The organism is Paenibacillus sp. FSL H3-0469, from assembly GCF_038051945.1.
In the GTDB taxonomy this organism is placed as follows: Bacteria; Bacillota; Bacilli; order Paenibacillales; family Paenibacillaceae; genus Paenibacillus_AQ.
Genome location: NZ_CP150302.1, coordinates 5,097,102 through 5,109,819 on the forward strand (window position 1 = coordinate 5,097,102; position 12,718 = coordinate 5,109,819).

Genomic DNA, 12,718 nt, shown 5'->3' on the forward strand with positions numbered 1-12,718 from the left:
ATGACGACGAAGCAGCCTTCAACAGATTCTGCGGTGAAGCACCGGCACCGTCCGGAAGGACCGCAGCGGCATATTGTGGTGTTTGTATTCTCCGTGGTGCTGACGCTGATCGCTTTTGCCGCGGTGGCGGCCGGAGGGGTGAATGCTACCTTTGCGATCATCCTGCTGCTGGTAATGGCTGTGCTGCAGGTGTTCCTGCAGATGGGCTTCTGGATGCATCTGAAGGACAAAGGGCATATGCTCCCGATTATCTTCATGCTGGGCGGTTTTTTTATCGCAGGCACCTGTATTGTAATGGCGCTCTATTGGGTATGGTGGGATTGATTCTATCTCCGGGGAGGTCTTGAGGATGATACCGGGATTGCAATATTTCAGCTTTACGGAACTATGGAGTCCGCTGTTTCTGGCCCTGATGCTCCTCCTGACTGCCGGATATTTTGTGCTGATCGGACCGCTGGCCTCCCGTTTTGAGGGCAGCACTGCAGTCCCCTTCTGGCGGAGGGGGCTGTTCTTATGCGGAATGCTGGCCCTCTATCTCGCGCAGGGAGGACCAGTCAGTCTGCTGGGACATATCTTATTTTCCTTCCATATGGTCAGTATGGCCTTGTCCTATCTGGTGGCGGTCCCGCTGATTATGCTCGGGATCCCCGACTGGTGCTGGCGCGCCCTGCTGCGGGTGAATCCGCTGAAGGGACTGGCTTTTCTCGCGAAGCCGGTGGTGGCGGCCCTGCTCTTCAACGGCCTGTTCTCGCTCTATCACATCCCCGTCATCCATGATTATGTCATGCTGCATTTCACCGTTCACCGTCTGTATTATGGCGTCCTGTTCCTGACCTCGGCGCTGATGTGGTGGAATCTGATCAACCCCCTGCCGGAATACCGGGCGCTTAGCGGTCTGGGACAGGTGGGTTTCATCTTCCTGAACATGGTGCTGCTGACACCGGCCTGCGGGCTGATCATTTTTGCGGGCTCCCCCCTCTATGCTACATATAGCGACCCGGGCACCTGGGCGAAGGCGATGGGCTACTGTGTTCCGCAGAGTCCGGCTGCATTACTGCAGGCTTTTGGCGGTCCCGGCTTCTTCGGATCTCTGTCCCCCAAGGTAGATCAGCAGGTTGGAGGCATCGTGATGAAGTTCATTCAGGAATTTATTTTCGCCTCGATGCTTGCTTATGTGTTCTATCATTGGTATAAAAAAGAGAACGGACAAGAGGACACAGATGTGTCCGCGTCACCCTCTGCACTGGCGGAGGAGGTCTGAACTATAATGAGCTGGTAAGTACCGAGGGGGATATTCATGGATATTTTCACATTGTTTCCTACGATCAGCACATCGTTCATCGTCATAAGCGCGGTGCTGGTGGCAATCGGCTGGAGACAGATCATTCAAGGCAAACGCGAAGCGCACAAGAAGACGATGATTGCGGCTGCGGTGGCAGCGATTCTGTTCTTCCTGGTGTACTCGTCAAGAACGGTGTTCGTAGGCAATACCTCCTGGGGCGGCCCGGATGAGCTGACGACGATCTACCATGTCTTCCTGATCTTCCACATCGTGCTGGCTACCGTCGCTGCCGTATTCGGCATCACTACGCTGACGCTCGGCTTCAAGGCCAAGTATGCCAAGCACCGGAAGTGGGGACGGGTGACCTCTGTCATCTGGTTCATCACCGCCATCACCGGAGTTGCTGTCTACGTGCTGTTGTATATCTTCTATCCAGGCGGCCACACGAAGCCGGTCTGGGAGATCATCCTGGGCGCTTAAGCCGAGGGGAAGAGAAGCCTGGAATCATAGGGGAAAAGCCTGTCCATCTGCCGCTGCTGCGGGGGAGGGGCGGGCTTTTTTAGGCTGAACGAAATCGAAAATGATTAGGTTGCTATATCTTTTTTGCTGCTACCAGTGAAAAAAAGATGTGCTCCATTATTGCTGGTAACTCCTGATGATACACATTAGGATAACGTGTCATATTAGTAAGTTTGGCATCCGCGGGGGGATGAATATGATAAGGCTCAGTGGATGTCTGATAGCGCCTATCATCTTTATGCGGCTCGCTGTGGAATTTTAAAATATCTGCCCCGTGTTCATCCACCCAGTCGTAGAAGTATATCTCTATTCGTCCCCTGCTGAGATGTTCAGTTATAAGTAAACGGGACATATCCGTGAACACAAATGTGTGCCGGGTAAATGAGATGGAGGTGAACAGACCGCTGCCATCCCCATCACATGAGTTCATAATAATATTCGAAAAGTCTTTCTCCAACTGGCTGATGTTGGATGGAGGGCGAGTATTCAGTCCCAGTTCCTTTCAACGGAGTACAGCAGACTGGACCATTGTACTGCGTCCCGAGATTGTGCTGGGGTCAAATCAGTTTTTTTGCCCAGTGTCTCTTCGAATGTTCCGCCATATTTTTTTTCAAAATGAACGACAGCATTAAGTATTTCAGCCATTTCCTCAGCTGCTGTCATTTCTTTATTTCTGCCTGAACGTATTTGCTCTGCTTCATAACGTATTGCAGCATCTGCTATAGCTGACTTCATTCCAGTAGGAGAAGTATAAACTGCGTTCTCAGGAAATCTAACTTGTTTGTAACGCTCTCCTTTTTCAACACCGTCAAATCGCCCAAGGGCAATCCAATTATGGATCGTAGCAATACTTACCCCGAAGAATCGGGCGACATCTCCTGTTGTGTAGACTTTAGTGCCTAATACTTCAGCCTCCATCCCTACAGTAACCATGTGGATTAGCACTCGTTGCAGAGCCTGCTCGGAATTACCATGAACCAAATGACTATCCACGGCCTGAAGCACTTCTGAAGGATTATGAATGGAATTCCGTTCAATATAATTGGCCAAAGCCTTAATAAACATTGACATCTGCGTTTCGGTCTCGTGTAGATGTGTCTTGAATACTTCGGAGATCGACAATGCTTCTGACAATGCTCTTTCCTTTTCTGTTACATTAAACATATACATCACCTCAACTCCATTCTAACACTTCTCGTTTAAACTTAAAACAACTTAAAATTTACCGTGATTAACTTAAACTTAACTTATATTATTGCCTGTTTTCGAATGATATAATGTATGTTATTAAAAAAATCCAGAAATAGAAGGTATACATACAAAGGAGAAATTATGGACCCACACATCAAACGAATGTTCATGGACGAACATGCTGCTGAAGGTGCTAGGCGCTTTGGGATTAACCCTGAGGAGCTGATCTTCATTGGAGGCTTTCAAAACTTTATTTATTCCTATATTCGCGATGAATCCCAATATATTCTTCGGTTTACTCCGGGGACACTTCGTACCTCTGAAGGAATTGCAGCCGAAATCGAATGGATTCGTTACCTCGCGGAGAAGGGGGTGTCAGTGTCAGCTCCGGTCTCATCGGTGAATGGAAGGGATGTTGAGCGTATTCATGGGCATCCGATGGATTTTTACGCAGCCTCGTTCAATTATGCACCCGGCACAAAAGTTGGATATCCGGAGTGCCTGCGGAACCCGATGCTATACGAACAATGTGGCCGTATTACAGGCCGTCTTCATGAACTGGCTAAGCGGTACAAGCCGGTATTCAGAAGACATACCTGGGAGACTAACGAATACCTCGTGCGGGCAAAAGATTATTTACCGGCAGAGCTTAGGCCCATTTTGCATGCCCTTGATGAAATAAAAGCAGAGTTGGCCAGTCTGCCTGTTACCTCAGATAATTTTGGATTAATTCACGGGGATATCAACGTAGGTAATTTCATGGTAGATGAATCAGGGAAGATCACGCTTTTTGACTTCGATGAGTGCCAGTACAGCTGGTATGCTGAGGATATTGCTATCCAGCTCTATTATTTACTATATGTATTTGGAGAAGATTCGAGGTCTGAACGTAAGGAGCAATACGAGCTTTTTATCCGGCATTTCGAGCTAGGCTACACGGAGGATGGCAGGCAGCTCCCCGATGGCTGGAAGAGTCAGCTGGAGTTGTTTCTTAAACTGCGTGAGATTATCGTAGTTGTGGGCATGCACCGGAGTTGGGATTTAACACAGGCTGACGATTGGACCCGTGGGTTCTTGCAAGAGAGTACAGTGCGTATTACCAAGGGGATTTCGTTAATCGATGGGTTCGGGGAAGAGGGGCCACAATCATAGTTGGAAAAAGCACATTTAATTTCAGTGATACAGACGGTTGCAGGTAAGCAATTGGAAAAAGTCCACCTAATTTCGAGAAATTCCTCTGTTTAGACGAAATTGTAGAAATTAAGTGTTGTTTGTCCCACTACTGTTTGCAAATGGGGCGATGCCGTCAAAATAGATGGACAAAATCCAATTAACGTCACTGGTTGCGTTTAGAACTGTACACTTTTCCCGGCCGATCCCGCAAGAACAAGTGGAAACGGCTTTGCCGTCCTTTAACAAAAAAACCTGCAAGCTCCCAAAGGGAACTTGCAGGCAGCCGTATAAACCAAGAACTACAACCGGAACGAAGACACCGTGCTCTGCAGCTCCTCGGCCAGGCTGGCCAGGGACTGGGCGGAAGAGGCGGTCTCTTCGCTGCTGGCGGCGGACTGCTGGGTGGTGGCGGAGATGCTCTCCACGGCAGCGAGGACGTTGGTGGACTGGGCGGCTTGTTCTTCGCTGGCGGCGGCGATTTCGGATATTTTCTGGCCGGCGTTGTTGACCATCGTCACAATCTGATGAAAAGAAACACCGGTCTTCTGCGACAGCTCCGCACTCTCCTGCACAGCGCTTACGCTGTAGCGTGTATTCACCTGCATCCCCTTGATGATGCTGGTGATCTGCTTGGTGGCCTCGCCGCTGCGCTCAGCCAGCTTGCGCACCTCGTCGGCCACAACCGCGAAGCCGCGGCCCTGCTCGCCTGCTCTGGCTGCTTCAATGGCGGCATTCAGAGCGAGCAGGTTGGTCTGATCTGCAATATCCTCGATGACATCGATAATCTCACCGACCTTCTGCGAGTCCTCCTCAAGCTTAGCCATCTGCCCGCTGACAGCCTGCATGCTCTCCATCGACTCCTGAATGATGCTGTTCCCGTTCTCGGCAATGGTTACCGTCTCATCGGAAATCATCGAGGCCTGCTCGGTATTCTGGGCTACAGAGTGGATTGCACTGGAGAGCTCTTTGAATAACTCGCTGATGGTCCCGGCATCATCCGCTGTAGTCGTGCTGCCGCTTGCCACCTCTTGCGTACTGGCGGAGATCTCCTCGGCGGCGGCGGACAGGCTCTGGGAATGCAGCAGGATGGAGCCCACTGTCCTGCGGAGGCTAGCGACCATCTCGTTCACCTTGGCAGCCAGAATGCCGATTTCATCTCTGGTATCGATATCGGATTGGCTGCGCAGGTCGCCGTCAGCCACCTTCGAGAGAACCTTGACAACCTTCGCCAGCGGATTAGAAATAATGCGGGAGATGATATACCCTAACAGGATGCACAGAATGACCGCACCGATAATGATGCTGAGGGTAATATTACGCGAAGAGCTATAGAGTGCAGCTCCGTTCTGTCTGGCCTGATCCGCTTCCTTGGTGTTGGTGAGAATCAGTTCGTTCAGGATCTGCTTCAAGGTATCGCCTTGATTGTTAAGCGTGCTGCCGCGCAGCATCTCCAGCAGCTTCTCGTCCTGTCCGCTCAGGGAGAGGCTGACAAGAGAATCGTAGGTTAGCAGATAGTCATTCCATGCTGCTTCAAAAGGGGCAATGGCTTGAACCGAATCCGCGCTCAGCTTGGTTTTGCGGAAGGCTGCGATGTTATCGAGTACGTTCTGCTTCTCTTTTTTATAATCATCCACCCGCTGCTGGCGTTCTTCAGGGGTCTTCTTAATGTACAGATCCCTGACGATAACGCGCATGACGGAGAAGCTGTTCTGTGAGCTTTGCAGGGAGGAGACGGGAACCAGGTTATTCACATACATGTCGTCCAGACTGTTATTAATCGAGCCGAGGTTGCTTAGTCCATAGAGGCCCACGAAGGAAAGAATGACAGCGACAGTCAGGAAGGACGAGATTAATTTCACGCTTGTTTTTAGATTATAGAACCATTTCATACCTGTTTCCCCCAATAAAGATGATTTTGTTAAGCGAAAACTCCCGTAGTGAAAAATAAGCTGGCTATGTCTATGATCAGTGCGATATTTCCATTTCCCAGGATGGTAGCTCCTGATATATTCTCAGTCTTGCCCATGTAGGCGCCGAGCGATTTGATTACGATATCCTGATTGCCGATAAGTGTATCCACGGCCAGTGCCAGCCGTTTCTCGCCCCGCCCCACGATAATCAGCGGAATGGATGCTGCGCTGCCGCCAGCAGCGGAGGGAAGGCGCAGGATATCCTGCAGCCAGACCACCGGTACGAGCTGGCCCCGTGCGGTAATGACAGGCTGGCCCCGGACAGAGCTGATCTCCTCTGGAGCGACGCGGACGATCTCGGCCACACTGCTCATGGGAATCACGAAGGTGGCTCCCCCGGCATGAACGAGCAGACCCCGGATGATGGCGAGCGTCAGGGGCAGGCGGATTCGAAAGCGGGTGCCTTGCCCCCGGGTGGTCTCGATATCGATCATGCCGTTAATCCGTTCAATGTCATTACGGACGATATCCATCCCGACTCCGCGGCCGGAAATATCACTGATTTGCTGAGCTGTGGAGAAGCCGGGCCGGAAAATAAGCCGCAGCGCCTCATCCTCAGTCATCCCGCCGGCCTCTTCTGCCGTAATGATGCCCTTCCGCAGAGCAGACTCTGCAATCAGGGCGGAATCGATCCCGGCCCCGTCGTCCTCGATGACCAGGATGACCTGGTTGTCCTCGTGGGAGGCGGCGACGCGGACGGTTCCTGTCTCGCTTTTGCCGGACTTGCGGCGGATTTCCGGGGTCTCTATGCCGTGATCGACAGCATTGCGCAGCAGATGGATCAGCGGGTCGCCAAGCTCCTCAATGAGCGTCCGGTCCAGCTCCGTCTCTTTGCCTTCAAGAACCAGCTCAACCTGCTTGTCCAGGGAGCCGGACAAGTCCCGGACCATGCGGGGGAGACGGCTCAGCAGCTGCTCTATCGGCAGCATCCGCACCTTAATCATGCTCTCCTGCAGCTCGCTTGTAATCATAGCCAGATGGTCGGCAAGCTGGCCGAGCTCCTCTGTCAGATCATTGGTTCCGTATTGCTGGTGGAATCTGCGGTTCAGCAGATGGAACCGGGTCTGGTCAATGACCAGCTCGCCCGCCAGGTTCATCAGCTTCTCCAGACGCTCCACCTGGACGCGGATGGTTTGCGGTTTGGTTTTGTCAGCGGCAGATGGCGGAGATTCGGGTACTTCCGGGAGCTCCAAGCTCCTCGTCTCCGGATGGGGTGGTCTCATGTATTCACCGGGACGCGGAGAATCGTTAAGCACTTCTTCTATGTATATACGATCAACATCCATAATGGATAAGACCTCCTGACGGAGCTCCTCGATATCAATCTTGGGTGACAGCAACCAGGAAGCCTCGTCAATCCGGCTGTCGTGGTCCTCTATCGCTTCCAGCTCCGGCTTCATGCGAAGGACTGCAGCGACACTCCGCAGCTTGGCATCGATCAGGTGAAGACGGGGCAGCTTCATCTCACAGCCGGGAGAGAGCCACACATGCACCCAGAACAGCTGGAGGGGAAGCTCCGTCTGACTTGTCTGTACAGCAGGGAGCTTATCCTCAGGCTTCTGCTGTCCCGCCATTCCGAATGTACTCAGCCGCTGAATCAGACTGGACACATCTGTGCTCTCCTGATCCGTAGCAGCGATCTCGCTCTGCAGCGCGCGCATGCCGTCCAGAGCTTCGAAGAACAGACGGATCAGCTCCGGCGTGACCGTCCGTTCCCCGCCCCGCATCTGATGAAGCAGATGCTCCAGATGATGCGTGACCTCCTTCAGCCCGTTGTAGCCCATAGAGGCCGAGGAGCCCTTAAGGGTATGGGCCGCCCGGAAGAACTGCTGGATTCCGTCTGCGGTCTCTCCAGCCTGCTCCAGTCTGAGCACCTCATCCTCGATCAGCTGCAGCTGGTCCTCCAGCTCCTCCAGAAAAATCCCTCGGTATTCCGATAAATCAACCATGGTTCGCCTTCTCTCCGTATAGCCTTTATTTAGTCGCGCAGCAGGATCTCATCCAGCCGCAGAATGCCGACCAGCTCGGAAGAAGAGAAGCCTACTCCGTTGAAGAAGGAGCTGCTGATTCCGGAGATGCTGCCCTGTGCAGGCTGAATATCGCTGAAGGTTGTCACTTTATTCACGTTGTCGACAATGACGCCGAGAGACTCCTCCTGGTGATGAACCACCAGAATGCGTGTATGCTTGGTATGGGCCACTTCCTCCATCTGGAGCAGCACTCTAAGGCTAAGCACCGGCACGATTTTACCCCTGAGATTGATAATGCCCTTAACATAGTGACGTCTGCCGGGGATCTCCGTTATTTCCTGCATTCTTATAATTTCATGGACATCTGAGATCGGGATCGCATAATGCTCGTGATCTATCCCGAATTCAACATATTGTTTCTGCAAAACAGTCTCCATAGTTACCCTCCGGCTTCTCATATTACTTAGCTGGCCCGCAGCCGCTATTCTGTCTTACCTCTCCCTCCTGAGTTCTTCGCGTTACCTTCTGCTGATCTTGTGTGTTCCGGCCTTTAGCCATCTCTGTGTGATAATGGGACAAAATACCACGAAAATGTCGTACAATATCACTTATGCGACATGTTTAATCCTGAGGAGTGATGAAAAAAGAATGAGCCAGACCGAATTTAGCCGTACGGCGCTCAGCTTGGTGTACCCGGAAGAGGGCTGCCTAAGTGATGATCAGATTGTTCAGATGTTTATGGCTACCTGCTGTACGAATGTTAATACCGGTCGAAATTATAAGCGGGCGATTGCCGATTTCCGCAGATTTATTGCTGGTACCTCTTTGCGGGAAGTGAGCTGGAGGGAGATTGAGGCGTATAAAATTTTCCTGACGCAGGGGGGCTACAGCTCTCAGAGGCAGCTGGCACCGGCAAGCATAGCGGCATTCCTTGCGCCGTTGAAGTCTTTTTATAAATGGGGGAGTGACCAGCATATCGGTTTTTTTGCAGTGAATCCGACCTCTTCGGTGCGCATCCCCAAAATAACCGTGACCAGCCGCAAAAACTTCCTGACCAAACGGGAGGTGGGAGAATTACTGAATGTACTGGAGAAGCAAGGACTGCGCAATTATCTGATCGGGCTGACGCTGGTGGTACTGGGTCTGCGGGTATCGGAGCTGACGGCGATGAAGTGGGGGGACTTCCATAATGATCTGCTGGAGACCTCAGTCTGGCTGACCGTGGAGAACGGCAAAGGGGGCAAGCCCAGAGAAATCAAGGTTCCGCCGACTCTCTGGCAGCTGTACTCCAAGTTGTCTGATACCCTGCCAAGGAAGGAAGAGGTCACCCCGGAGCAGAGGATGTTTCCGTTATCTTCACGGCAGGTGGAACGGATTATTAAGAACGCCGGAGCAGCCAGCACGATTGAGAAAAAGCTGACGCCGCACTGGCTGCGGCATACGAATGCCACACTGGCCTTGCTCCAGGGAGCATCGCTTCAGCAGGTTCAGGAATCGCTGGGTCATTCCCACATCAATACCACCCAGCGGTATCTCCATACTGTTCAGCAGATTCAAAAGGCTGCCCCGGATTTTGTAGAGGACAGCCTGCGGACGTTCATTCAATAAATGGAATTCGACAAAAATTGCAGAGACGCGAATTGAATAAAGTTGTGGAAGCGGAGGGGCTGATCCGGCGAAGTTTCTATACAGAAGTTAGGAAATGACCTATAATAAACGCATTGCTGTTTGATTATGCGCAAGTATGCATGGTTTCTCTTGTTCAGCTCCAAAAAAGTCGCATAAGTGATATTGTACGACAAAAAACGTCAAAGTATACATACTGACTTAGCTTCTTGTGGTTTATTGTAATCAAATCCGGCACTTGTGCCGTAAATCCTGCGTATGCTCCTATAAATGAAGTTCAACCCCGCCCATGTGCGGGGTTTTTTTGTTGTAATAGGAAACTATATTTCCTGCCGCTGCGGAAAAGGTGTGTGTGAATTTGTGGATAAGAGTAAACCGAATACAATGGGCAGGTATAGCGGCACACGGCCTGAATGTATGTGGAAAACAGCATACATTGTGTTCGCAAGCAGGCACACGGCCTGAACGTATGTGGAAAACAGCATACATTGTGCTCGCAAGCAGGCACACGGCCTGAACGTATGTGGAAAACAGCATACATTGTGTTCGTAAGCAGGCACACGGCCTGAACGTATGTGGAAAACAGCATACATTGTGTTCGCAAGCAGGCACACGGCCTGAACGTATGTGGAAAACAGCATACATTGTGTTCTTGCAAAGGTAATTTTGTTCACCCGTTAGGGTGATTTGGTTGTGATTGGAAATCGAAAAAATAAAAATAGCCGAGGTTTTCTATTGACAGTGAAAAGCACAGGTCATATACTGTGTATATAGATATATACAGTAAGCACACATAGATACACACTGAAGTTAAGCAGATCTGGCGGCTCTGCCGCTCAAAGAAGAATAAAGCGAGGTTAAAGGTTATGACGACGTTAAAGCAAGCTTGGGTCATTGTACGCAGCGAATTCCACGGTGACCGCTGGAAGCTGCTGTGGGCGCTGCTGTTCTCGCTCCTGTTCATGGGATATTTTGCTGCGCTGTCAGGAATGGTCATTGATGATAGTCTCAGCGGGAGTGATGGAAGGATGCTGAGCGATGTTCTGATGATTACGATGACTCTCATGCTGAGCATCAGCTTTTCCCGGCGGACGATGAAATATCTGTCTGAAGATTCTTATACCCGGATGCTGGCGTATATGCGTGCATTACCGGTGCCTGCTGAGGTTATCCTTTGCAAAAGAAAGCTAAACGCGCTGTTCGCCATTGCTATGAACGGCATGCTCTACTTCAGCTTAATATACCTAATCAGCCCGGGGTTGCGCAGTGAGCTGCCGGTATCTGCTTATCTCGCCTTCGCCTTCACCTGGGTGGGGTACGGTCTGATTGTCTCCGGACTCTATATATTGATTGAGTTCTCGGTGAGCGGCAAAGTCTACTTCTGGTCCATATCGGTCATTATGATACTGTCGGTAGGGGCTGCGGGACTGGTCTACCTGACGGGAGGCAATATTCTGCTCGCTACGGTCGCTGTCTCCAGGTCATGGGGGCTGGGCTCTCCGCTGATGTGGGGTGCGCTTGCGGCGGGTGCTCTATCCATGCAGCTATTCTCCAAGTGGACGATTCGCCGGCTGAAGAGCCGTGATCTTGTATGAGACGGGGCAAGGCGTTCATCCGGGGGCCGGGCCTGGAAGGCAGGTGTAAATGATGTGGATACCTATACAAATTAATGAGAACAGCGCAGAGCCGTTGTATCATCAGATCGAAACGCAGCTCAGATCGCTGATTATCTCGGGCACGATTACAGAAGGGACGCTGCTTCCTTCCATCCGCGAATTCGCGGGTGACCTGAAGTGCAGCGTTATTACAGTCCGCCGCGTCTATCAGGATCTCGAGAACGAAGGCTTGCTGCGGACCCGGCAGGGGACGGGTACCTTCGTATCCCATATCGGGACCGGTGCCATGGAGGACTATAAGCAGGTGACCGTCCGCAAGGCGCTGGAGAGCGCCGTGGAGGCAGGGCTGTCCGTGCATTGCAGTGAAGAGGAGCTGACCAGGCTGTTCACAGAGATTGTGAAGAGCAAATACGGGAAGCAGGCAGAAAGAGGGGGAAGCTGATGGGCCAGCAAGCTATAGAACTGCGGGATGTTTGCAAGAAGCGGCGGAACAAAACCATCGGGCCGATGAATCTCAGGCTGCCGCAAGGATATATTACAGCGCTGGTGGGCCAGAACGGCGCGGGTAAAAGCACGCTGCTGAATATGCTGCTGCAGCTGATTTTGCCGGATGAAGGGGAGATCCGCTGGTATGAAGAGACTTACCGCGGCGTGCTGCCGATGGAGCTCCGGCAGACCATCGCCTATGTGCCGGAGATGCCCCAGCCTGAGGAGAACTTCTGGACGCCTGTTGAGGCGGCTGCCTTCCGCAGCCACTGGTATCCTTCCTGGGACCAGAGCTACTTCGGGGAGCTAATGCAGAGGTTTGAAGTGCCGCAGAATGCCAGACTGGGTAAAATGTCTAAGGGAGAGCGGCGCAAGTTCGAGCTTGCCGCCGCCCTCGCGGCGAAGCCCCGGCTGCTGCTGCTGGATGAGCCGTCTTCGGGCCTGGACCCTTTTGCCTGGAAGACTATGATTGATACGCTGCAGAACTATATGGAGGAGCACGAGGCGACGATTGTCATCTCGACCCATATTGTGGATGAGGTGCGGCGGCTGGCCGATTACATCGTGCTGATGCACCAGGGGCAGCTGCTGGGAATGGCCGAGAAGGACAGCCTGTTTGGTTCATGGAGTGAAATATGGGTTCAAATTGAGGGAGAGCAAGAGCTGCAGGAACTGGCGGCCGAGCTGCCGCAGGCGTTGGAGCTGAAGCTGGAAACGCCGGGTATAGCTTCATTTTTAACCCAGCAAATTTATCTGTATGAGAAACGCATTCACGATTTGGGCGTAAAGGTACTCAAGAGCCGCAGCCTGGAGCTGGATGAAATTCTAAGCTTATGGACCCGGGGACATCGTCCGGTTCTGATCGACCAGAAGAGAGGGGAATAA

At 51.9% G+C, this 12,718-nt stretch carries 12 protein-coding genes; 8 read left to right on the forward strand and 4 right to left on the reverse strand.

Annotated elements, in window-relative coordinates; all coding sequences use genetic code 11:
• From NSS83_RS22455 to NSS83_RS22465, 3 genes are read left to right on the forward strand one after another with little or no spacing between them, the layout of a single operon-like run.
• Positions 1-324, forward strand: a complete 324-nt coding sequence (locus NSS83_RS22455; RefSeq protein ID WP_341014852.1) for a cytochrome C oxidase subunit IV family protein — start codon at positions 1-3, stop codon at positions 322-324.
• Between the two features lie 28 nt (positions 325-352).
• Complete coding sequence (ctaG, locus tag NSS83_RS22460) at positions 353-1,261, forward strand: cytochrome c oxidase assembly factor CtaG (RefSeq protein ID WP_341185149.1); 909 nt, start codon at positions 353-355, stop codon at positions 1,259-1,261.
• A 36-nt stretch (positions 1,262-1,297) separates the two neighbouring features.
• Entirely contained in the window at positions 1,298-1,762 is a 465-nt protein-coding gene (locus NSS83_RS22465; RefSeq protein ID WP_036722160.1) for a DUF420 domain-containing protein, read from the forward strand.
• Positions 1,763-2,287: 525 nt separating this feature from the next.
• On the opposite strand, the gene NSS83_RS22470 is transcribed toward NSS83_RS22465, so the two are convergent.
• Complete coding sequence (locus tag NSS83_RS22470; protein ID WP_341346499.1) at positions 2,288-2,971, reverse strand: helix-turn-helix domain-containing protein; 684 nt, start codon at positions 2,969-2,971, stop codon at positions 2,288-2,290.
• A 162-nt stretch (positions 2,972-3,133) separates the two neighbouring features.
• Between NSS83_RS22470 and NSS83_RS22475 the strand changes: the two genes are divergently transcribed.
• On the forward strand, positions 3,134-4,144 hold the full coding sequence (locus NSS83_RS22475) for a phosphotransferase (RefSeq protein ID WP_341346500.1): 1,011 nt from the start codon (positions 3,134-3,136) through the stop codon (positions 4,142-4,144).
• 320 nt (positions 4,145-4,464) lie between these two features.
• Here the strand turns inward: NSS83_RS22475 and NSS83_RS22480 are convergent, their stop codons facing one another.
• From NSS83_RS22480 to NSS83_RS22490, 3 genes are read right to left on the reverse strand one after another with little or no spacing between them, the layout of a single operon-like run.
• Entirely contained in the window at positions 4,465-6,054 is a 1,590-nt protein-coding gene (locus tag NSS83_RS22480; protein ID WP_341346501.1) for a methyl-accepting chemotaxis protein, read from the reverse strand.
• 29 nt (positions 6,055-6,083) lie between these two features.
• On the reverse strand, positions 6,084-8,084 hold the full coding sequence (locus NSS83_RS22485; protein WP_341346502.1) for a chemotaxis protein CheA: 2,001 nt from the start codon (positions 8,082-8,084) through the stop codon (positions 6,084-6,086).
• A 29-nt stretch (positions 8,085-8,113) separates the two neighbouring features.
• Positions 8,114-8,542, reverse strand: a complete 429-nt coding sequence (locus NSS83_RS22490) for a chemotaxis protein CheW (RefSeq protein ID WP_341182775.1) — start codon at positions 8,540-8,542, stop codon at positions 8,114-8,116.
• Between the two features lie 211 nt (positions 8,543-8,753).
• On the opposite strand from NSS83_RS22490, the gene NSS83_RS22495 reads away from it, so the two are divergent.
• From NSS83_RS22495 to NSS83_RS22510, 4 genes are all read left to right on the forward strand, one after another.
• A complete protein-coding gene (locus tag NSS83_RS22495) occupies positions 8,754-9,713 on the forward strand; it encodes a tyrosine-type recombinase/integrase (RefSeq protein WP_341182774.1) in 960 nt (319 codons plus the stop codon).
• A gap of 884 nt (positions 9,714-10,597) precedes the next feature.
• Complete coding sequence (locus tag NSS83_RS22500; RefSeq protein ID WP_341182773.1) at positions 10,598-11,326, forward strand: hypothetical protein; 729 nt, start codon at positions 10,598-10,600, stop codon at positions 11,324-11,326.
• A 52-nt stretch (positions 11,327-11,378) separates the two neighbouring features.
• Entirely contained in the window at positions 11,379-11,789 is a 411-nt protein-coding gene (locus NSS83_RS22505; RefSeq protein WP_341185148.1) for a GntR family transcriptional regulator, read from the forward strand.
• Positions 11,789-12,718 (forward strand): ABC transporter ATP-binding protein, encoded by a 930-nt coding sequence (locus tag NSS83_RS22510; RefSeq protein ID WP_341346503.1) that lies wholly within the window; start codon positions 11,789-11,791, stop codon positions 12,716-12,718. Before NSS83_RS22505 ends, NSS83_RS22510 begins: the two co-directional genes overlap by 1 nt.